Origin of the sequence: Flavobacterium sediminis, assembly GCF_003148385.1 — a bacterium.
In the GTDB taxonomy this organism is placed as follows: domain Bacteria; phylum Bacteroidota; class Bacteroidia; order Flavobacteriales; family Flavobacteriaceae; genus Flavobacterium; species Flavobacterium sediminis.
In genome coordinates, this window is sequence record NZ_CP029463.1 from 2,276,408 (window position 1) to 2,299,061 (window position 22,654).

14 protein-coding genes and 2 pseudogenes are annotated in these 22,654 nt (G+C 37.2%); 2 read left to right on the plus strand and 14 right to left on the minus strand.

The window, feature by feature from the left end; genetic code table 11:
- Nucleotides 1-27 precede the first annotated feature (27 nt).
- The 12 genes and pseudogenes from DI487_RS10525 to DI487_RS10580 form a co-directional block, all read right to left on the minus strand.
- Entirely contained in the window at nucleotides 28-1,791 is a 1,764-nt protein-coding gene (locus DI487_RS10525; RefSeq protein ID WP_109569605.1) for an aromatic amino acid hydroxylase, read from the minus strand.
- A gap of 172 nt (nucleotides 1,792-1,963) precedes the next feature.
- Complete coding sequence (locus DI487_RS10530) at nucleotides 1,964-3,004, minus strand: DUF6340 family protein (protein WP_109569606.1); 1,041 nt, start codon at nucleotides 3,002-3,004, stop codon at nucleotides 1,964-1,966.
- Between the two features lie 104 nt (nucleotides 3,005-3,108).
- Nucleotides 3,109-6,102 carry an AsmA-like C-terminal region-containing protein gene (locus DI487_RS10535; RefSeq protein WP_109569607.1) on the minus strand — a complete coding sequence of 998 codons (2,994 nt, stop codon included), beginning with the start codon at nucleotides 6,100-6,102 and terminating at the stop codon, nucleotides 3,109-3,111.
- Nucleotides 6,103-6,223: 121 nt separating this feature from the next.
- On the minus strand, nucleotides 6,224-7,468 hold the full coding sequence (gene ilvA, locus DI487_RS10540) for a threonine ammonia-lyase IlvA (protein ID WP_109569608.1): 1,245 nt from the start codon (nucleotides 7,466-7,468) through the stop codon (nucleotides 6,224-6,226).
- Nucleotides 7,469-7,472: 4 nt separating this feature from the next.
- Nucleotides 7,473-8,516: a ketol-acid reductoisomerase gene (gene ilvC / locus DI487_RS10545; RefSeq protein ID WP_109569609.1), complete on the minus strand. Its 1,044-nt coding sequence runs from the start codon at nucleotides 8,514-8,516 to the stop codon at nucleotides 7,473-7,475.
- A 29-nt stretch (nucleotides 8,517-8,545) separates the two neighbouring features.
- Complete coding sequence (ilvN, locus tag DI487_RS10550) at nucleotides 8,546-9,133, minus strand: acetolactate synthase small subunit (RefSeq protein WP_109569610.1); 588 nt, start codon at nucleotides 9,131-9,133, stop codon at nucleotides 8,546-8,548.
- 6 nt (nucleotides 9,134-9,139) lie between these two features.
- Nucleotides 9,140-10,888 carry a biosynthetic-type acetolactate synthase large subunit gene (gene ilvB, locus DI487_RS10555; protein WP_109569611.1) on the minus strand — a complete coding sequence of 583 codons (1,749 nt, stop codon included), beginning with the start codon at nucleotides 10,886-10,888 and terminating at the stop codon, nucleotides 9,140-9,142.
- 12 nt (nucleotides 10,889-10,900) lie between these two features.
- Nucleotides 10,901-12,576: pseudogene (gene ilvD, locus DI487_RS10560) on the minus strand (dihydroxy-acid dehydratase).
- Nucleotides 12,576-13,463, minus strand: coding sequence for a branched-chain amino acid transaminase (locus DI487_RS10565; protein WP_109569612.1), 888 nt, complete (start codon nucleotides 13,461-13,463; stop codon nucleotides 12,576-12,578). Before DI487_RS10565 ends, ilvD begins: the two are co-directional and overlap by 1 nt.
- Nucleotides 13,464-13,760: 297 nt before the next feature.
- A pseudogene (locus DI487_RS10570) lies at nucleotides 13,761-14,278 on the minus strand (DUF4136 domain-containing protein).
- Between the two features lie 73 nt (nucleotides 14,279-14,351).
- A complete protein-coding gene (locus tag DI487_RS10575) occupies nucleotides 14,352-16,337 on the minus strand; it encodes a urocanate hydratase (RefSeq protein WP_109569613.1) in 1,986 nt (661 codons plus the stop codon).
- A 218-nt stretch (nucleotides 16,338-16,555) separates the two neighbouring features.
- Complete coding sequence (locus tag DI487_RS10580; RefSeq protein ID WP_109569614.1) at nucleotides 16,556-16,735, minus strand: DUF5522 domain-containing protein; 180 nt, start codon at nucleotides 16,733-16,735, stop codon at nucleotides 16,556-16,558.
- A 27-nt stretch (nucleotides 16,736-16,762) separates the two neighbouring features.
- Between DI487_RS10580 and DI487_RS10585 the strand changes: the two genes are divergently transcribed.
- The gene (locus DI487_RS10585; RefSeq protein ID WP_109569615.1) at nucleotides 16,763-17,089 is read left to right on the plus strand and encodes a hypothetical protein; all 327 of its coding nucleotides are present in this window, start codon (nucleotides 16,763-16,765) and stop codon (nucleotides 17,087-17,089) included.
- 10 nt (nucleotides 17,090-17,099) lie between these two features.
- On the opposite strand, the gene DI487_RS10590 is transcribed toward DI487_RS10585, so the two are convergent.
- Together DI487_RS10590 and DI487_RS10595 are read right to left on the minus strand one after the other, a co-directional pair.
- A complete protein-coding gene (locus tag DI487_RS10590; RefSeq protein ID WP_109569616.1) occupies nucleotides 17,100-21,371 on the minus strand; it encodes a GEVED domain-containing protein in 4,272 nt (1,423 codons plus the stop codon).
- Complete coding sequence (locus DI487_RS10595) at nucleotides 21,314-22,399, minus strand: GEVED domain-containing protein (protein ID WP_449404179.1); 1,086 nt, start codon at nucleotides 22,397-22,399, stop codon at nucleotides 21,314-21,316. Before DI487_RS10595 ends, DI487_RS10590 begins: the two co-directional genes overlap by 58 nt.
- Between DI487_RS10595 and DI487_RS10600 the strand changes: the two genes are divergently transcribed.
- Entirely contained in the window at nucleotides 22,314-22,508 is a 195-nt protein-coding gene (locus DI487_RS10600; protein ID WP_146193448.1) for a hypothetical protein, read from the plus strand. The two genes, DI487_RS10595 and DI487_RS10600, sit on opposite strands and share 86 nt — an antisense overlap.
- Nucleotides 22,509-22,654 lie beyond the last annotated feature (146 nt).

A 22,654-nucleotide genomic window follows, 5' to 3' on the forward strand; every position in this document is an offset into this window, starting at 1 on the left:
GATCGCAAACAAAATCTGTAACAAATGTTACGATGATGCATGTTCCTTTTCTAGGATTAAGTTAATACCATTGTCTATTAAATGAGCTACTTCCGGGCGATGTTGTTTTACATTTTCTAAGTGATTTTTTACTTTCAAACTCAAATCGTCATTATGATTTTGGTGCGCTAATTCTAAGATCTCTACAGATAACAGCCAATCATTCGGATGATTTCCGGAAACCGCTCCGAAAGCTTCTTTTAACGTAATTTCGGCTGGTTTTCCTTCTCGAATTAAGCGAACATTTTTGTATAAATTTTCTAATTCCTCACGTTCCGGCGATTTTTTCTGTTTGATCGTTTGAGTTGAAGGGACATGATTCACCATATCAAAACTCGTAACGTCAGCAGGACCGGAAAAAGAAGCAATTACTTTTTTTCCTACCGCCATATCATAAATACCCCATTCAGGTTGAAACAATACAGTATCACCTTGGGTTACCGTACAATTTTTGAATTTTATCAATAAAATTTTGCCTTGAATATTTCGCGTTCCGGTAATGATTTCTCCGGTTACTTTAATATTACCTTCAAATTCTAAAGTTACTTGCTCACCTTCATAAATGTCATAAGCACTCAGATCGCGCGGACTCATATCTTCAATTGCCAGATTGATTCCTTTAAGTTTACCAATCGGAGAGCCAAAACCTTCTGCATGATATGCTGTTCCGTGACCTACTAATTCTTTTTCGCGATAAGCCAAAGCTGTTTTTCCGGTAGTTTGAATATAAACCGGTTTGCCTTCATCTTCTAAAACATGGGTAAAAACACCTGATATTTGTAATCCGGTACTTAATTCAATTGTCCCTAAAGCTTTAGAGTCAATTAATTTTTTAATACCCGAAAGCCCTCCGGTGCGCAACGCCATTTTATTAGCAAACTCTTCTAAGACCATACTTAGATGAGCAAAATCAGGTGTTACATACAATTGCGGTTGCGGTTTGGTGATATCAAAACTTTGATCGGCCGCTTCAATAGTATAAGGAATCTTTTTAACGGCGTCTGTCATACACCATGCGCTTTCGCCGATGGATGACAACAGCCCGGCACCGTAAATTTTGGGGTCTTCAACGGTTCCGATCAATCCGTATTCAACAGTCCACCAGTGTAAATTACGAATGCGCGCCATTTCAGACAATTCCCCCATATTATTTTGTAGATAATCTACGCGATCTTCAGCCGCTTTGATTTCTTCTTCCGGTGTATCTTCGGCTTCTTTTAAGATTGAAAGTAAGCGAATGGCTTCATACATTTCGTAATCTCTGGCCGATGAAATAGCTTTACAGCCTATTTCTCCGAAGCGACGTAAATATTCGGCATATTCAGGATTGGCTATAATAGGCGCATGACCGGCTCCTTCATGAATAATATCCGGAGCAGGGGTGTATTCAATATGTTCTAATTGACGAATGTCAGAAGCTATAACTAAAACATTATAAGCCTGAAATTCCATAAAAGCATTTGGCGGAATGAAACCATCAACAGCAACTGCGGCCCAACCGATTTCTTTTAAGATACGGTTCATGCCATACATGCTGGGAATAGATTCGATATCAATCCCTGTTTTTTGAAGTCCTTCTAAATACGATTCATGCGCTACTTTTGACAGATAGTCAACATTTTTTCGCATGACATAGCGCCAAACGGCTTGATTTATAGGAGTGTATTCCTCATAATTTTGAGGTTTTATAAACTGTTTAAGATGAGCAGGAAGCCTGTCAATCAAAGGATTACTTTCAAAAGCGGTATTCATAGTTTTAGGGTTGTGTTTGTTTATGTAAAGCTACGAAAATAACTTATTATTTGAATTGTTGTTGTCCTTTTTTCAAAAAATATAAGCTATTTTTATATATTTAGTAAAAAATAGCTTCTTGATCCGTATTTGTTGCGAATTATTAAATGAAACAGTGTAAGGCAATAATGATTTATTGTGACTCTTCTCCTAATTGTTGGTTGGTTCTTTTCCTGTTTTTCAGAATATTCAAATAGTGAAGTGCTAATTTGTTATTGTAGTCGGTGTAGGATTGTGTTGCCCAATTAATAGCTTGATCTAAATCTCCGTTAATTTCGTTGATGATAGCCATGTTGTAATACGCTCTTCCGGCAATTTTAGAGTTCTTATTTTTAGTTTCTAACAACCATAATTCAGCAGCGCTGTCCCATTGACCGGCTCGGGCTCTTCTTTTGCCAATTTCAAAGTTATTGGTTCCTCTAACGAAATATTCTCTGGAAACTCTAATGGTGTAAGGGAAAATCCTATATGTATAATCAATTCCTATGTTTTTACTGATATTTAAAACAGCATCTTTTCTGTTTTTAATGGTTTCAAATGCTTTTACCGGATTAATTCCTTTTCCGGTTAAAGTGATTCCTTTAGAAGAAGCAAAGACATCTCGTATAACTTTTTCTTGATTGTCGTAAATTCTCCATCCCCATTTAATAAGTGTACTTACAGTAGCTTCCTGTTCTATTACGGGGACTTTAATGCCAAAAGCATTTGTAACCTGACTTGTTACGGCTTTATAACGTATATTAGAATCGGTGTCGTAAAAGGACAATTCGTAAATAGCATCTAAATTTTCTTGCTGACAAATTTGGTTGATTTTTTCCCAGCTTAATTCGTTCGAAAATTGGTCAATACCATATTGCTTAAAGTCTACACTGTCTATGATAGTAACATATTCCATCCGGTTTGTTTTCTCTAATTCCGATTTTAAACTTTCAACAGTTATTTCAGAACCTTCTTTATCTAATTCTTTTCCCTCCATAGTCAGGATTTTGTCAATGGCATCAATAGCTTCATATTTTTTGTCAGGGATACTTCTGTTTATGATGCCGACACGCTGAACTTGTTTGCTTAAATAAACCGGAGCCGGTTGTGTGGCATTCATGGTTAAATTATTGGTAGAACTACAGGAAACAATCAATGCAGATAATAGCAATAAAAAGAGGTAGTTATTTTTCATGGGTGAAATGTTTAGCTGTTAAAAATAACCAAATTTTATGCCAATAAAAAAGGTTTCAGATCATGATCTGAAACCTTTTGTTCTTTTGAGACAAATAAATCAAATTATCTGATACTGTCTTTTTTAGGTTGAAGCTGGTAAATACTGTCTGATTTTATATTCTCTAAAGGAATAGTATCATTAATTGCAGTATTCAAAAGCGTTTTTACGGTTGCAGTATCTGTTTGAATACTATCTTTTTGTAAAGGATGAATAAGTGTATCTTTTACAGTTGTTTTTAAAGGTTCTTTACCTGCCGTTGAATCTGCAACCGGGGCTATAGTTTCTTGTAAAGGCGTGATAGTATTATTTTCAGGAGCATTTTCATCATAGATGGTTTCTTCCAGATCTTCTGTTTTTTTACCTAACTGAATTTTGGGCTCGTCCTGAGTTCCGGTAACCTTTATAGGAATTCCGATGATTCCTAACGGTGGCAGACCAATGCGCATTTTTAAATTCAAATTACCGTCAAAACTGGTTTGTCCTTCAAAGCGCAAACGGAAAAGCGAGACCTTGGCTTTAAAACGCTCTATGTTGATAATATTGTTCTTAATAGTAGATTTTATGATGATCTCAGATAAATCCGGATCTTTTAAACTGCTGTATTCGGTTTTTTCGGAAACAACATTCATCAATCTGAAGTTGTTCATCTTCACTTTTTTAACCGTGATTTCTCCACCGCCTTCCAGTGATGGCATAATCGGTTCCATTTTATTGTTTAAAACACCTTTAATCGCGTAATCCATTCCTATAATTCCTTCTGCATTTTCAGCACTGGAAGCCAATTCCCGAAAGAGTTTGATCTCATTATAAGCGCGTTTAATGTCAAATTCAGCAGCCTTCATTTTGAAATCAAAATTAGCTTTTTGTGTGCCTGTATTTTCATACGAACCATTCATCAATGCGCTAGCATCAATAATGTTGAGTTTTCCGTTGTTTAGCGCTATTTTTCCGTTTTGAATAGTAACTTTTCCGGTAATATTTTCAATATTGATATCTTCATAGACCAATTTTCGGGCGTCCAGATCAAATCCTAAATCCAGGTTTGTAGGAACTTCCATAACCTGATTGATGGTACTTTCTATATTTTTTTCTTTTTTACTCTCGGTTTGTGTTTGAATCTCTTTGGTAAAGAAAAACTCATTTGTATTCAATAATGTTGAGTTTAATTTGAAATTCCCTTTTAAAACTTCTCTGTCTGAAAGGAAGAAGTTTATGGCATTTTGGAAATAACCATTCATGCTAACATCTGAACTTCCGTATTTTCCTTTAAAATCGTTAAAGTTCAGATTGTCTTGGTTGAAAATAAAAGTTCCGTTTTCAATGACAAAAGGTAAAGGTAAGAACGTTGTTCGGGTTGCTATTTTTTGAACCGAAAGTGTCCCTTTGTTTTCCAGTTTTGCATAATTTCCACCAGTGGCATCACTTTGTTTGCCTTTCAGACTAATATTGGCAGTTATTTTTCCGTTAACGTCAATTCCATCAACTTTAAAAACCTGATAGATCTTGCCTACATTCAAAGTTCCATTTGCTGCAATGTTGTAAGCTACATCGTCAAAGTTTTGGAAATGAGCAGCCAATTGAAACGGTTCGTTTTCAAAAGTAAAATGACCTTTTGTGATGTCTAACGAAGCGTCTTTAAAGTAACCGCTTGGGTTATTTAACTTCGCATCCAATTGAATATTTTGAATAGCATTTGGATAATAAGTCGTCTTAATAGTTCCGTTTTCCCAATTGAAAGTTCCTTTTGCTTTGGGGAACAATCGTTTTCGGGCATTATAATTTCCGTTGGCAACAATATCAGCAATTAATTTTCCGCCCAATTCAAAATTCGGAATTTGTAAAGCAGAAGAAACGAACCCTAAATCTAAATTTGATTTAATTCTACTGTCTATTTTCATTACATCACCGAAACCACTTGATTTTAGAATGGCACTTAAGTTGTTCTTATTGACATCAAAATATAAAGAATCTAATTTAACCTCCAATTGACTTACATCTAAATTAGGTAATTTGGTTTCTAGGTTCAGATATAAATTTTCGATGGGGAAGGGAGCATTTTGATGTTTTATATAACCGTCACGAACGTTAATAGCAAAGTCGATTTCCGGTTGTTTATTTTCAGAAACGATATAATCGCCTGTTAAGTTGAAAGCGGCGTCTGTTTTTCCTTTGGTTTTGGTGTCTTTGACCCACTTTCCGAATTCCGGTGGTAAAGCCGAAAACAGGTCTTCCAGATTACTATTAGTGGTTTTAACTTTAAAATCCATTTTATAGCCATTAGAAATAAAGTCAAAAAAGCCACTGAATTCGATAGGTAATTTATTGATGATTAGGTCATTCTTCTCAAAAAGAAACGATAAAGAGTTGGTATTGATCTTAGTAATCAGATCGGCTTTTACCTTTTTATCTTTCAAGTATTCTTTTTTGTCATACGTCAAAGAAAGTTGGTCAATTTGCGCTCTGGTCTTTAAGTCGAAATTAGCGTTTTGCAGATCACCTGTACCTCTGTAATTCAAGCCTTTTAATACAATTTTCATTTTAGCAGACTTGTCGTTATAAACTAATTCACTATTTTTAATAATAATGCGTTTCAGTTTTAATTGACCTTCGTCAGAAGATGTCTGTGTTGTATCTGCATTTGATTTGTAGACATTATAATTAGCTTCTCCGAAACGGTTAACCTGAATATTAATCTTAGCATCATCCAGATAGATCTCGTCAATTTCGGTTTCCTGTCCCAAGATCAGGCTGAAAACATTAATACCCAGTGAAACCTCTTTAGCATTGACTAAAGATTGCTTTTTAAACGGTTCAGAACCATTCAGGTTCAACTCATTCAATGTTAAAGTTAAAGATGGAAAATGCTTAAAGAAAGATAAATTAGAGTCTTTAAAATTGAGTTCGCCGTTTAAATGGGTATTAGCAGTAACTTTAACTTTTTGTGTAATAGTATTAGTAAAAACAAAAGGGAAAGCCAATAATATGAGGATTAAAGAACTAAAACTAATCAGGAAGATTTTTACAATTTTAAGCGTCTTTTCTTTTGGGGTTTTCATCTGAAATTTCTTAATTAAACTGCAAATGTACAACGAACCCAAGAATAAAGTTTAAAAATTTAGTTAAGGTTAAAAGAAATTTCGATAAAATGAATAAAGAGGCTGTAAAGCCTCTTCAAGTTTAACGTATCAATTGAGTAAACAAATCTTCTTTTTCGTTTAAATAACGGTATTGATATCCTTTTTGTAACATTCGTTCTTTTAAAGGAACAACATCCTCTTGTTTTTTAATTTCAAGCCCGACAATTACAGGTCCGGTTTCGCGGTTATTTTTCTGAGCAAACTGAAAATAAGTAATATCGTCCTCTTCGCCTAAAACGTCGTTGACAAATTCTTTTAAAGCGCCCGGACGTTGCGGAAATTGGATCATAAAATAATGTTTCAAACCTTCGTATAAAAGCGAACGCTCTTTGATCTCTTCGGTTCTTAGAATATCATTGTTACTTCCGCTTACAATACAAACGACAGTTTTGCCTTTAATTTGTTCTTTATAAAAATCTAATGCCGCGATAGATAATGCACCTGCGGGTTCTACAACCATTGCATCTTCATTGTACAAACGTAAAATAGTAGAACATACTTTTCCTTCGGGAACCAAAATTATATCGTCAACTAAATTTTTACTGATCGCATAAGTAAGGCTTCCCACTTGTTTCACAGCAGCACCGTCTACAAACTTATCGATGCTTTCCAGAGCTACATTTTTGCCTTTTTCTATGGCAGTTTTCATGGAAGGAGCACCAAGAGGTTCCACGCCGATAATTTTTGTGTTTGGACTAACCGTTTTTAAATAGGTCGCTACGCCCGAAAGTAATCCGCCACCGCCAATCGGAATAAATACATAATCGATAGGTTCTTTACATTGCTCTAAAAATTCTATGGCAACTGTTCCTTGTCCGGCAATTACTTTTTCATCATCAAACGGATGGATAAATGTTTTGTGGTTTTCTTCGGCATCTTTTTTGGCACTTGCATAAGCATCGTCAAAAGTGTCGCCCGTTAAAATAATTTCCACAAATGATTTTCCAAATAATTGTACTTGTTTGATCTTCTGTTTCGGTGTGGTTTTGGGCATATAAATGCGACCTTCAATTTTCAATAAGTTGCACGAATAGGCTACACCTTGCGCATGATTTCCGGCGCTGGCACATACAATTCCGTTTTGTTTTTCCGCTTCGGAAAGCGATTTGATTTTATTGTACGCTCCTCTGATTTTGTAGGAGCGCACAATTTGTAAATCTTCTCTTTTTAATAAAATTTTAGCCTGAAATTCTTCTGATAAATTCATGTTTTCACTTAAAGGCGTCGAAGGTACCACATCTTTAAGTTGTTCTTTGGCTTTTAGAATTTCATTGTATAAGTTCATTTTGTTAATTTTTGGGTCTCAATTGACGAACCGTTGCGCCGGCTTGCCACATTTCACTTTCTCTTAATTCTTTTAATTCGGCTTCCAGTTTTTCGCGGTAATCCGGTTTACTGTTTGAATCAATAGATTTTTGTGCTTCGTTTCCGGCTTTTACTTCGCTGTATAATTTTTCGAAAACCGGTTTAGTAGCTTCTTTGAACGGTTTCCACCAATCTAATGCGCCTCTTTGCGCTGTAGTCGAACAATTGGCATACATCCAATCCATACCGTTCTCTGCAACTAAAGGCATTAAACTTTGCGTTAATTCTTCAACTGTTTCGTTGAAAGCTTCAGACGGTGTGTGACCGTTTTCACGTAATACTTCGTATTGAGCCGCAAAAATTCCTTGAATAGCTCCCATTAGTGTTCCGCGTTCTCCGGTTAAATCGGAAGTTACTTCTTTGTAGAAATCAGTTTCGAACAGGTAACCGGAACCGACACCGATTCCTAGAGCGATTACTTTTTCGCGTGCTTTTCCGGTCGCGTCTTGTTCAATAGCAAAAGACGAATTCAATCCTTTACCCTCTAAAAATAATCTTCTCAATGAAGTTCCCGAACCTTTTGGCGCGACTAAGATAACATCAACGTCAGCAGGAGGGATGATTCCTGTTTTTTCTTTGTAGGTGATACCGAAGCCGTGAGAGAAATATAACGTTTTACCCGGAGTTAAATATTTTTTAACCGTTGGCCAAAGTTCAATTTGTCCGGCATCAGACAATAAATATTGGATGATAGTTCCTTTTTCTAAAGCTTCTTCAATTTCAAATAATGTTTCACCCGGAACCCAGCCGTCAGCTACTGCTTTGTCCCAGGTTTTTCCACCTTTTCGTTGTCCTACAATTACTTTAAAACCGTTGTCTTTTAAGTTTAAAGCTTGTCCCGGACCTTGAACACCATAACCGATAATTGCAATGGTTTCGTTTTTTAAGGTTTCTAATGCTTTTGCTAATGGAAATTCTTCTCGGGTTACTACATTTTCTACTACGCCTCCAAAATTGATTTGTGCCATAATTTTTATTTATTTTATTGGTTTGTTAATTACATTTGAAATATTTTGCTTTTTAAGCTTAAGAACTCGTTGTTGATCGGATCTTTTGTAGGATCATTTTTTTCGAGTTCCAAAATGCTTTTATGAATACCTTCGCTGGCTTTCATGATGGCAATTCTTGAACTTCTGACGAACTCGATTAAGCCGTATTTGTGCAATTCGGATAATAATTTATTGATTTCTTCGTCTTGACCTGTGGATTCAAAAACCGTATAATCGTTTCGGATCACAACAGCATTGGCTCCGTAAGCTCTTAATAAGCGTTCCACTTTTGCCTCTTTCATGATGATTTCGGTAGGAACTTTGTACAGCGCAATTTGCTGCCAAATGATTTCGTCATTGGTATTGACATATACTTTAAGAACATCAACGATTTTACCGATTTGTTTTACCAAGTTTTTAACTACGGATTCCGATTCTTTCACGACAATCGTAAAACGGTAGATGTTTTCAACTTCGCTAGGAGAAGTGTTTAGACTTTCCAAACTGATTTTTCTTCGGGAAAACATGATGGCAATTTTATTCAAAATCCCCACTTGGTTTTCTGTATAAGCGGTTATGGTATATTCCTGTTTCATGAGTTCTTAAATTTGGTCTTTACTTAATACAATTTCTGAAACTCCTTTTCCTTGTGGTACCATTGGGAATACATTGTCTTCTTTGGCTACCATAATTTCAAGTAAATACGATTCGTTTGAAGCCAGCATTTCTGCTAAGGCTTTTTTAAGTTCCGAACGTTCGGCTACTTTTTGACCTTTAATGTGATAGCCTTTGGCTACCTGAACAAAATCAGGACTGGTGATGTCCGTAAACGAGTATCTTTTTTCGTGAAATAACTCCTGCCACTGGCGAACCATTCCTAAGAATTGATTGTTCAGAATGATGATTTTTACATTGGGTTGAAATTGCATAATAGTCCCTAGTTCCTGAAGGTTCATTTGTGCACTTCCGTCACCCATAATAGCTACAACAGTTCTTTCGGGAGCACCGAATTTAGCACCGATGGCTGCCGGCAAAGCAAATCCCATGGTTCCTAAACCACCACTGGTGATATTACTTCGGGTTTGATTTTGTTTAGAATAACGGCAAACCACCATTTGATGTTGCCCTACATCACTAACCATAACAGCATCGCCATGAGTTAATTCGTTAAGTTCAAATAAAACTTCACTCATGGTCAGCTCTTCAGTTTCCGGAAAACGTTCTTTATTGATCAGAACTTCTTCTTCATACTGCATTTTATCTTGGAATTCTTGCAACCATGCTTTGTGTTCTTTTGGCTCTAAAAGAGCGGTTAGAAGCGGAAGTGTTTCTTTACAATCGCCCCAAACCGGAACGGTTGTGAGTACATTTTTGTCCACTTCAGCCGGGTCAATATCTAAGTGAACAATTTTAGCTTGCTTGGCATATTTGTCCAATCTTCCGGTAACTCGGTCGTCAAATCGCATTCCAACGGCAATTAGAACATCACATTCGTTGGTTAAATAATTTGGTCCATAATTACCGTGCATTCCTACCATACCTACACCAAGTGGATGATCGGTTGGAATAGCACTCATTCCCATAATGGTCCAAGCTGTTGGTAAACTGGCTTTTTCAATAAATTGAAGGAATTCTTTTTCGGCATTGCCTAAAATTACACCCTGACCAAAAATAACAAGTGGTTTTTTAGCCTGATTGATTAAATCGGCAGCCGCTTGAATATATTCCGGTTTAACAACAGGTTTTGCCCGGTAACTTCTAACGTGGATGCACGATTTGTAACCGTTGTAATCAAACAACTGAAGTTGGGCATTTTTAGTGATATCAATCAAAACCGGACCAGGTCTTCCTGATTTAGCGATGTAAAAAGCTTTTGCCAAAACTTCCGGAATTTCATTGGCATCCGTAATTTGATAGTTCCATTTGGTTACCGGTGAGGTAATATTGACGATGTCGGTTTCCTGAAAGGCATCGGTTCCTAACAGATGTGCAAAAACTTGCCCTGTGATACACACTACAGGAGTCGAATCGATCATAGCATCAGCTAAACCGGTTACCAAGTTTGTTGCCCCCGGACCACTAGTAGCAAAGACGACTCCGGTTTTTCCACTTACTCTGGCATAACCTTGTGCCGCATGGATAGCACCTTGTTCATGGCGTACTAAAATATGATGTAGCTTATCTTTATAATCAAATAAAGCATCATATATAGGCATGATAGCACCACCGGGATATCCGAAAATGGTATCTACATTTTCAGAAAGTAAAGCATCAATTACAGCAATGCTTCCGGTAGCCTGATAGAATTGTTTGTTTTCTTTTGGGTTGGTATGTTGATCGATTGTTTTCATAACTTTAGATTTTTATTCGTCAGTAACACAGCCTTCTGATGCGTCTTTAACCAGTTTGGCATATTTGTACAATACGCCTCGGTTAACACTTAAAGGCAGTTTTACCCAGTTTTCTTTTCGTATTGCTAATTCAGATTCGCTCACTTGAAGCGTTAAGGTGTTGTTGACGGCATCAATTTCTATTAAGTCGCCATTTTCAACGAATGCTAAAGCTCCGCCTTCAAATGCTTCTGGTGTTATGTGTCCGACGACAAATCCGTGAGTTCCACCACTAAACCTTCCGTCCGTAATAAGGGCGACGCTTTTTCCTAATCCGGCACCAATGATAGCGGAAGTTGGTTTCAGCATTTCAGGCATTCCGGGTCCGCCTTTCGGTCCCACATATCGGATAACCACAACATCACCTTTTTCTATTTTTTTATCGGCTATGCCTTTTATCAGTTCTTTTTCGCCATTGAAAACTTTTGCAGGACCTTTGAAGAATTCGCCTTCTTTTCCGGTTATTTTGGCCACCGAACCTTTTTCTGCCAAATTACCATAGAGCATTTGTAAATGTCCGTTTGCTTTAATCGGATTTTCTAAAGGACGGATGATGTTTTGCACTTCAAAATCAATAGCTTCAACTTCCGCTAGATTTTCGGCTAATGTTTTTCCGGTAACCGTTAAACAATTGCCATGTAACATTCCTTTGGATAACAAATACTTTAAAACCATGGGAACACCACCTTTTTCATGAAGATTTTGCATTAAGTAATTTCCACCCGGTTTAAAATCGGCAATTAACGGTGTCTTATCGCTAATGCGTTGGAAATCTTCTAAGGTTATTTTGATGTCCACACTTTTTGCCATAGCAATAACATGCAGTACCGCATTTGTACTTCCGCCTAAGGCAATTAAAGTTGTAATGGCATTTTCAAAGGCTTCAAAAGTCATGATGTCTTTTGGACAAATATCTTTCTCCAAAAGTATCTTCATGTAATGTGCCGCTTGTTTGCATTCTTCTATTTTTTCATGACTTACCGCCGGGTTGCTACTAGAGTAGGGAAGGCTCATTCCTAAGGCTTCGATAGCAATCGCCATAGTGTTTGCGGTGTACATTCCGCCACAAGCACCTGCACCCGGACAAGCATTTTTGATGATACCTTTGTATTCTTCTTCGGTTATTTTACCTGCTATTTTTTCGCCTAAAGCTTCAAAAGCAGAAACAATGTTTAAATCTTTTCCGTGGTATTTTCCCGGAGCAATAGTTCCGCCATAAACCATGATTGAAGGTCGGTTTAAACGCCCCATAGCGATAATACTTCCCGGCATATTTTTGTCGCAACCCGGAATAGCAATAACCCCATCATAATAATGTCCGTCTACTACACTTTCAATGCTGTCAGCAATAATTTCTCTACTGACTAATGAATAACGCATACCATCTGTTCCGTTGGTAATTCCGTCACTGATCCCTATGGTGTTAAAAATAAGCCCACCATTTCGGCTTCATTTACTTCTTGTTTGATGTAAGTAGCCAAATGATTTAAGTGCATGTTGCAAGTATTTCCGTCATATCCCATAGAAGCAATACCGACAAAAGGTAAATTCAGTTGCTCTTCAGTTAATCCGATACCATAAAGCATTGCTTGTGCGGCAGGTTGCGTAGGGTCTTGAGTTACTATTCTGCTGTGTTTATTTAAAGCCATTAGGATTGTGTTTGAAGTAATGGTTTTTCCAATACTAAATTCTTATATATTAATTGTAATTTTTTACCTAAAGAGTTTTCCCATTTTACAGGAAAATCTTTGCCGTCCAAAGAAGAAACTCCGATGACTTCGGCAGCTGTTCCGCATAAAAAGGCACTGTCAGCATTTTGTAGTTCTTCTGGTTTGTACAACCCTTCTTCAACCGGAATGTTTAATTCTTTACAGAGTTCAATTACTGTAGCACGAGTAATTCCCGGGAGAATGTTGCCTCTTTGCGGGGTATATAATTTGCCGTTTTTTTCAAAGAAAAGATTAGAGCCGGGACCTTCTGCTAAATAGCCTTCTGAGTCTAGAAGTAAAGCTTCGTCAAAACCTTTGTCTTTAGCTTCCACTGACGCTAAAATCGAGTTGACGTAGTGTCCGCAAACTTTAGCTTCTACTTTAGTAGAGCGGGGATGAGGTCGGCAATACGATGAGATGCTAAGATTCAATAATTTTTCACCTAAGTAAGCTCCCCATTCCCACGCACATATCATGATAGAAACTCCATTAGGACGACCAATTCCCATATTAGGGCTGCAAAAAACTAAAGGACGTATGTAAGCATCTTTAAGATTGTTGCGTTTTAGAACTTCATACGTTTTTTGAATGAGTTCTTCATTATCGTATGTATAAGGAATGTGAATTTGCTTACATGAATTTTTTAGGCGCTCAAAGTGCTCTTCTGCCTTGAAAATTTTAGTGCCGTTTTCGGTTTTGTAAGCTCTTATGCCTTCAAAGACCCCATAGCCATAGTGCATGGTTTGGGTGTATAAATTAGTAGTGGCCTCTACAGCTTTTGTAAATAGCCCATCATAAAACAAAATGGTTTTGTCATCGAAATACATACATTATCTTTTAGTTTGTTTCAAAAAAAAACCTTCCGGTTTAGCGGAAGGTTTGATTAACTTTTATTGATAAGAAAACTAAATAACCATCCGCTGCAATTGAGGAATCACAATAATAATGACAGCGATAATGACAATTAAGTTTCTCATTTATTTTCTAAAATCTTTGAAACAAATGTAAAGAATGTTTTTTTACGATGAATTAAATATGTGTTTTTTTATAAAGAAATGCGAAATAGTCAAAAAACAATATTCTTTATTTTACTTTTCTTAAAATCAAATCTTTAAAAATGAGAATTATTTTGTTTGAGGAGGGTATTGCGCTAATATTTTTGACACAAATTCCTTAATCCGTTCGTCTTTTTTCTCAACATTTTTGGTTAAATAACCTGTTCCTTCTCCTTGCCAAACTAATTCTTTGGTTTTAGCATCAATGAAGTCTATAAACAAAGTACCTTCCGGTGTTGTGGATACGGTAGAATAGTTAGCTCCCACCAAGGGTTCCATCCCCAGCCTACGCCATAATTCTGATAAACATCTACACGCTCTCTCTCTTTTGTAAAAATACTTATTAAAACGTCAGGTTGGTCAGATTTCGTAAAACCTTTGGCAGCCATAACATCGTCAATGGCATAAAGGATTCTTTTTTTGTCCAGATCAGAGATCTCGGCTTGGTCTACTCCGCTTTTTAAATAAGCATACGTTTTGTACGAATCAAAGTTTGCTTTTTTGTCGTAATCAGCATTTACTCTAACGGAACTACAAGAAGCTAGAGTTGCGATAAATAGAATGGTTAATACTTTAATTGTTTTCATAATTCATAACGTTTTTTATTTTGATAGTGTTGCGATTGTAATTTATAATTGGCTTATAATCGCAACTATAAATTTACAAAATAGTTTCGTCAACTGTATTAGGGATGGTAACTTTTAACAAAGGTTGCGTTTCCATTGCTCTTTTTATAGCGAAAACAGCTCCTTCATTTCGTGCCCAACTTCTTCTGGCAATACCATTGTTTACATCCCAGAAAAGCATTGATTGTAAGCGTTTTGATGCTTCTGTAGAACCATCAAGAAGCATGCCAAATCCACCGTTGATTACTTCTCCCCAGCCTACACCACCGCCATTATGAATAGAAACCCAGGTAGCACCGCGGAAACTATCGCCTATAACATTGTGGATAGCCATATCTGCTGTGAAGCGAGAACCATCATAAATATTTGAAGTTTCACGATAAGGAGAATCAGTTCCTGATACATCATGGTGGTCGCGGCCTAAAACTATGGGGCCGATTTCGCCTTTAGCAATGGCTTGATTAAAAGCTTCCGCAATTTTAATTCGCCCTTCTGCATCTGCATATAAGATACGTGCCTGCGAACCTACAACCAATTTGTTTTGTTGGGCGCCTTTGATCCACTGGATATTATCGGCCATTTGCTGCTGAATTTCTTCCGGTGAATTTTTCTTCATTTCTTCTAAAACGGCGCAGGCAATAGCATCCGTTTTTTGTAAATCCTCCGGATTATTTGAAGTACAAACCCAACGGAATGGACCAAAGCCATAATCGAAACACATGGGACCCATAATATCTTGGACGTAACTCGGATATTTGAATTCTCTGCCTAATGTAGGATTCGGATTCATGACATCAGCTCCGGCACGAGAAGCTTCTAATAAAAAGGCATTTCCGTAATCGAAGAAATACGTTCCTTTTGCGGTATGTTTATTGATAGCCGCTGCTTGACGACGTAGTGATTTTTGTACTTCTTCTTTGAATTGAGCAGGGTTTTCAGCCATCATTTTATTGGCTTCTTCAAACGAAAGACTTACCGGGTAGTAACCACCAGCCCAAGGATTATGCAGAGAGGTCTGGTCTGAACCCAGATCGATATGAAGGTTATCTTGGTCAAAACGTTCCCAAACATCAACAATATTACCTAAATAAGCGATGGAAACTACTTCTTTATTGGCTAAAGCTTGACGGGTACGGGTTACTAATTGATCTAAATCTTCAATAATTTCATGGATCCAACCTTGTTCGTGACGAATTTTAGTGATTTTAGGATTTACTTCAGCGCACACTGTTACACAACCTGCAATTGTTCCGGCTTTGGGTTGAGCACCACTCATTCCTCCTAAACCGGACGTTACAAATAGGCTTCCGCTTGGAGTTCTCTTAATTTTTCTGAATCCGTTTAGAACTGTAATGGTAGTTCCGTGTACAATTCCTTGCGGACCAATGTACATATAACTTCCAGCAGTCATTTGTCCGTATTGCGTTACGCCAAGAGCATTGAATTTTTCCCAATCGTCCGGTTTAGAGTAATTAGGAATCATCATACCATTGGTAACCACAACTCTTGGAGCTTCTTTATGAGAAGGAAACAAGCCCATAGGGTGACCGGAATACATGACTAAAGTTTGTTCATCAGTCATTTCGGCCAAGTATTTCATAGTAAGGCGATATTGTGCCCAGTTTTGAAATACAGCTCCGTTACCACCATACGTGATAAGTTCGTGGGGATGTTGGGCTACAGCATAATCCAAATTGTTTTGGATCATTAACATAATGGCTTTAGCTTGTGTACATTTTCCCGGATATTCATTAATGTTGCGTGCTTTCATCTCATAATCGGGACGAAGACGGTACATATAAATACGACCGTATTTTTCTAATTCTTCTTTGAATTCAGGAATTAGTGTAGCGTGATGTTGAGGTTCAAAATAGCGTAAAGCATTTTTTAAAGCTAGTTTTTTTTCTTCTTCGTTTAGGATTTCTTTACGTTTAGGTGCGTGGTTGATTTGGGTTTCATATACTTTAGGTTGTGGTAAGACAGAAGGAATGCCTTCCAGTATTTGTTCTTGAAATGTCATTTAGTTTTAGTTTTAGCTAAGCTGTTCAGACTTAGGAGTGTGTTATTTGGTTTTGATCTGTTTTGTGAAAGGTGCGGAAGTAAGCTATTTTTTAACAATAGCTTTCCTGATCCCGAAATCAGAAATAAGGGTACTTCCAAGAAACTATGGATAACGGATATCTGCCCGGTGATAGACCTGATAAATAGTTATTTTGTATGTATGTAGTTGAAAATTCATTACTTTTTTTTGAAGGTTCCTGTTTTTTTATCAAAGCCATAAGGACAATGACGGCAGCCGCTTTTGCAACAGTAGCCTCTTTTAAGGTGGTATTTTTCGGTAAAACATTTATAGCCTTCCGGAGTATAATAGAAATCTTCGCCTTCTTTTAAAGTATTTGGGTCGATTCTTGTATTCATAAGTACAAATTTAGCAACTTTGCGGTTATGATTGTAATAGTGTTTCGATATTTGTTACCAAAAGGTTTTAGAGGAATCACACTTTATCCGTTTGTATTTTTAGCAAATGAGAAGGATAGTAGTAATGAGGTCTTATTGAATCATGAAAAAATTCACATCAAGCAGCAGTTGGAAATGGCAGTTGTGTTCTTCTTTATTTGGTATGGAATTGAGTATTTGATTTTATTATTAAAATATAAGGATAGGTTTTTAGCCTATAGGAATATCTCTTTCGAAAGAGAGGCTTATCAAAATGAAAAAGACCTCGACTATTTACAGCAGAGGTCTTTTTGGAATTTTTATAAATATTTGTGAGCTAACATTTTTAGAAGATCACTTTTTTATGAATAGTTATTCCGCTTTCAAGTGTGATTTGAAGTAGGAGAGTGGTATTGTTCTTTTGCAGAGAATTAAAAATAACTTCGTTATTCTCTACATTTGATTTAGAAGCAATGTGTCTTCCCAGAACATCAAATACCCGAACAGACCTTATTCTTTCAATACTTGATTTAACAGTTAATTCATTTTCAGTAACAGCCCAGACATTATTTTCAATTTCATTGATGTCTTCTGTACTTAATGAGTTGATGGTGTATCTTAGTACAAATCTGTTATTAAAGATACCGGATGTAGTACTAAAAGTATATGGCATGCTTCTCAGGTCATGAATTACATTTGTTGTCAGATCTTCAAGATAGATATCTTGTGGTGTATCTCCGAACAATCCGTCTAAAGCACCTATTCCGATTGAGTAAATTCCATCCTGAGGGACATTTATTCCTAATGGAACCTGATCATTTACATTAAAAGGGGTTTGCCTACCTTGAATGGTCATTTCCTGATTGTTAACCAAAGAGAATAAATTCAGGTTTAGCTTTTTGTCTGTAATAGCATCGTATAATCGGTCTTCATCATTTGTGGCACCATCAATATATCCTACAAGTGCTCTTACTGAAGTGTTGTCAGGAGCAATTAAGTCTAACCAAATTCTATGTTTGTCAATATTTGATCCGGAAGAAGCATTTTTGAAAAACTCTCCGTTATCATATAAATTACTTCTCATAGAATTATTGAATGAAACATTTTGTGATGTTGCTCCGGCATGATTCATTAGTACAAAGAAACCTTGTCCGGCTGCAATGCTACCGTTAAATACTCCGGGGCCTGATGATGTTCCGGTTGCATTATATGTTAAGTAATCACCCGGTGTATAATTGTATACAAAACTATCGTAAAACGGATCTACTATTGCAGATGACGGTAAAGTACCATGTGTCCATAATTTTACAAAACCGGCTATATTCGTATTTGTTGTTAAGAAATTAATAGCGTTGATCGCAGAAGGATATGGGTTTCCTACTAAGTTCCAGTTGTCATCGTCTTTAGTAGCTAATGTACAAGTAGCACAAGTAGTGTAATCGGCACCATCATAAGTGCCTCTAACGATTGGAGTTGAAATGTTTCCGTTATTTGGTGTACCTGCAAAAGTAGCTGTAAAGTTTTGTAAAGCCGTAGTATAGTTGTCAGGCCCCCTAACAATATATCCTTTTCCTATTGTCATGTTCTCAATACCTCCCGACCAATTTCCATAACCGTTTAAATTACTTGCTATAGTAGGAGTCCATTTGTAAATAGCACCGGTAGTATTAGGGGAGATATTTCCGGAAGAGAATGATGTTACAGGTGAAGACCAGTAAACATAATCTAATTTACGGATATTAGTATCTCTATCCATGTGCATAGCTCCTGAACCAGAGTTACTTATGTTGTTGATTTGAACTAAACTTCCGGCATTGTCTAAAATCAAGTCTCCGGTAGTGCTGATGTTTACCCAATCTGTTATAGTAACTGCATTATCAGTATTCACGGTTAATGAAGCATCATTCTGAATGCTTAGGTTTAAGCCCACACCATTGTATCCGGTACCTGATATAACAGGGTCTGTTGTTGTATCTGGAATTACAACACAGTCAAGTGCTGTAGGTTTACCAGCAGGTGTCCAGTTATTGTCGTTATCCCAATCATTATTTATAGAACCGTTCCAAACTTTTGCACCGTTAACGGTAACTGTAGTTTCGTCTGTTTCTGTTAAAACTGTTCCATCACATAAAGTATAGGTAATAGCTGCTGTATAAGTAGTGGTAGCACTTGGACAAACATTAATAACATCAGTAGTTCCTATTATCGGACCGGAAGTACCAGCTCCTTCATACCAAGTTAATGAGGTGATTGAAGTTCCGGACGGAACAAAACGCCAAGCTTCATTCGTAGCCTCCCAATTGGTGTCTAATCCGTTTCTACCCGGTGCTACTGTAGCTAAAGTTGCGTCTGCATTTTGTATACCTACAATAGCATTACCGTTGTTCCATGGACTCACATTATTATTGTCAATATGTTTTTCTTTTATATAAACTTCAATAACATTCGTATTTTCATATAAAACCATCATTCCGGTATATAGAATACTGTTGTCAGAGAACATAGGTACATCACTCCATCCAACTACCAATGCTCTACATCCGGTATTTAACGTGATCAGTTCCCAACCTACTTCCCCTCCTTCGCTCGGATCTATATCGTGGTAAACACCGTAAATCGTATTTGCAAAAAGAGCTCCGGTAGTACTTGGTAGATCATCATCAAAGGAATATCCAGAACCAGAGTCAGCTACAGATATGTCAAAGGTCAATAACCCGTTTGAACCAATTGAGCATTGGTTGTAAGTATTACCATAGAAACAAAAATCAAATGGCAAAGTTACGATCGGAGACCATCGGTCATCAATATTAACACTCACAGGGTTCTTTAAACAACTGAACTGATACGGTGGGTTATAAGTTATAGATTCAACAGTATAGCTTGAAGTGTCCCCTAAATCTAAGTAATTAGCTTCTAAGTCAACACATGTTGATGCATCTGTACAGAAGAAAGGTGCAGGATCGGCACCATTTAAGCTTAGACCTCCGGAAAGTACTGACGGACAACCTAAGTCTGTTGTTCCTGTACTGTCTCCGATGGCGCAGGTAGGCATTGTAAATATAACGGGACCTACCCAAACTCCTTGACCGTCTGGTGCTCCGCAATTTGATCTTACCCATACATAATAAGTAGTTCCGGGAATTAAACCTGTAAAGTTAACAGAAGTTGTACCTGAAGCTACACTTCCTGTAGGTGTGCTACCAGAGGTAGGTGTAGTATTAGACGTTGAAAAATAATATTGGTATCCGTTTGCCGGTACAGGAGTAGGTTCTGTCCAACTTACAGTTGCTTCTGTTTGTGAAACTAAGAATACGGAGAGTGATTCCGGATTTTCTCCGCAGGGAAGCGGAGGTAAAATTGTTAAGGTATAATCTTCTGCTTCTCCATAGCTGATATTGCCACAAGCATCCGGATTTGAAGAAGAATAATTGGAACGAATTCTCATTCTGTGATCGCCGGTAGCGGCACCAGCCGGAACATTAAAGGAACCGGAGAATGTAGTGCCGTAAGCATTACTGGTATACATTCTTTCAGTAGCATCAAAAACCATGTCGTCATTCCAGTCTACCCAAATAGCAAAACCGGAAGTACTGTTTAGTATTACATTGAAATTAACAGATCCGCCATTATACTGGCTTACAATTTGACCTGTAAAATCTCCGTAACCACTTGTTGAAAAACCAGAGCTTGTATTAGATATATTACTTACGCCACTTGTTGTTGTAAAATCTGTTATATAATCAGAGGTATAGGATGAAGTAGCTGTACAATATCCTGTATAAAAAGAATCAACAGCCCATGGGCTATAGTCACCGCCACCACAGTTTGTTCTTACAAAAACATAATAAGTTGTATTAGAAATTAATCCGGTAAAGCTGGTTGAAGTACTTGCTGTAGCGGTTCCCGAAGCAGGAGGGGTATTTGTTGTTGATATATAATACTCATATCCTACAGGAGTGGAACCTAATGTAGGATCTATCCAGGAAGCTGTTCCGGTAGTAGTTGAGGTAGCATCAGCAGTCAATGTTGGCGGATAGCATGAAATAGTTCCGACGATTACGGCATAGTCTTCATATTCTCCGTAAGAGGCAGGACCACAAGACGTGATGCTTCCTGACCAACTGTTAGCAACTCTCATTCTGAAAGTGCCGTTTGTTTGTGCTACGGGGATGTTTATTGTTCCTGTATAATTTGATGCGTAAGAAGTGGTGGCAACTAAAGTTTCTCCGGCATCATCAAAATCAGCGTCGTTGTTCCAGTCAATCCAAACATAGTAGTAATTAGTTCCTGTTGAGGGCGTAATTGATATGTCGAAACTTCCGCCCGGAATCTGGGAAACAGAAATCGTCGGATAATTGTCGGTATAACCACCTGTTCCGGCACCTGAAGTGTTGTTGAAATTTGTCAGACCATTAGTCGTCGTAACATTAGTTAAATAATAACTTGTGGAACCACTAGGCGTACAAGGTGTTAACTCTGAGGTAAAAGTTGCTGTAGATGATGTAGCACTGTTACCCGAATTTGTACAGGTAACGATTAGTTGCCATTCAACTACTGTTCCTAAAGCCGGAGCTGTTTGTGCTGCAGGGTCTGAATATGTTGTAGAAGCACTACCCACATTTGTCCATCCCCGCTATTTGTATTAGATTGCCATTGATAAGTTAGTCCTGCTCCGATAGTGTATCCTGTTGCAGAAACATTGTAAGTAGATCCGGGATTTCCGGTAGCAGGTGAAACAGTTACACTACCTCCTGTAGGAGTTCCTGAACAAGGAGTAAGAGGAGCAACTTGTATTGTGTAATCTTCTGCTTCTGTGTAAGTGGTGGAACCACATGCAGAAGGGTCGGTTGAAAAATAATTTGTAACCACACGCATTCGGTAATTTCCGGAAGTCGCAGTTCCCGGAATTGTAATGGTTCCTGAGGCACTACTAACATAACTGCCGCTGGCATATACTTTTTCTCCGGTATCAGCGAAATCTCCATCATTATTCCAGTCCACAAAAATATTGATTCCGTGTGTACCTGAATCCATAGTTACACTAAAATTGAAGCTTAGCCCAGCCGTTTGAGTAACTATTTGAGAAGTGTAATCTCCATAACCATTAGTTGAGTAGGTTGTAGAGTTGTTTATATTGGTAGAGCCTCCTGTTGTTGTGAAATTACTTATCCAATAACTACTACTGGACGATGTAAAAGTACAGTAGCTAACACTAGGAGTTGAGTCATATACACAAACATTTCCTGACCATGAATTAGTTCCTGTATTTGTTCTGTTAATTCTAACGTAATAAGTGGTGTTAGGAGAAACAGTCGGGGTAAGTGTTATGGCTGTATTTCCACTGGCATTATCACAATCCACTAAAGTAAAGCCAGAACAGTTGCCACTATAAATAGAGGCTGACCATGGTCTGTTTGTGGTAGCTTCGAGAGTAATAGAGGTAGTGGAAGCTCCTGTGGTAAAGGTATACCAGCCGTCCTTATTAGCCGTAACGCTATTACAAAGGATAGGGTTTGCTGCGCCTGTTTCCAAAGTGTTGCTTGTAAATGTAAATGATGTTGTGGAACAAGATGTTCCTAAAGTAAGTGGAGTTGCATTTGAGCAATTATCATTTGCACTTTGTGAAAAAACAGATGAAAAAAACAAAAGTAAGAAAAAAGATATTAAATATTTGTTAATGCAGTGTTTTAACAAAAAGGAATCTTTTGGGGATTTTATCCCTAATAGGTTCTTTTTCATGGTTTTGATAAGATAAAGAGGTTAGTTGAATTTTTTACAAATGTATTTTTTTTTGTTTAAAAACAAACAAAATATTAATAAAATGTTATTTATTTTTTAAATTTTTAATTGTTTTTTTGATCTAATTTTAATTTTTAGTTAAATTATCTGTTATTATTGTAA

Bases quoted from the DNA above. Each gene is read 5' to 3' on its own strand.
- DI487_RS10525 (WP_109569605.1), bottom strand. From the start codon at position 1,791: ATGAATACCGCTTTTGAAAGTAATCCTTTGATTGACAGGCTTCCTGCT.
- DI487_RS10530 (WP_109569606.1), bottom strand. From the start codon at position 3,004: ATGAAAAATAACTACCTCTTTTTATTGCTATTATCTGCATTGATTGTT.
- DI487_RS10535 (WP_109569607.1), bottom strand. From the start codon at position 6,102: ATGAAAACCCCAAAAGAAAAGACGCTTAAAATTGTAAAAATCTTCCTG.
- ilvA (WP_109569608.1), bottom strand. From the start codon at position 7,468: ATGAACTTATACAATGAAATTCTAAAAGCCAAAGAACAACTTAAAGAT.
- ilvC (WP_109569609.1), bottom strand. From the start codon at position 8,516: ATGGCACAAATCAATTTTGGAGGCGTAGTAGAAAATGTAGTAACCCGA.
- ilvN (WP_109569610.1), bottom strand. From the start codon at position 9,133: ATGAAACAGGAATATACCATAACCGCTTATACAGAAAACCAAGTGGGG.
- ilvB (WP_109569611.1), bottom strand. From the start codon at position 10,888: ATGAAAACAATCGATCAACATACCAACCCAAAAGAAAACAAACAATTC.
- DI487_RS10565 (WP_109569612.1), bottom strand. From the start codon at position 13,463: ATGTATTTCGATGACAAAACCATTTTGTTTTATGATGGGCTATTTACA.
- DI487_RS10575 (WP_109569613.1), bottom strand. From the start codon at position 16,337: ATGACATTTCAAGAACAAATACTGGAAGGCATTCCTTCTGTCTTACCA.
- DI487_RS10580 (WP_109569614.1), bottom strand. From the start codon at position 16,735: ATGAATACAAGAATCGACCCAAATACTTTAAAAGAAGGCGAAGATTTC.
- DI487_RS10585 (WP_109569615.1), top strand. From the start codon at position 16,763: ATGATTGTAATAGTGTTTCGATATTTGTTACCAAAAGGTTTTAGAGGA.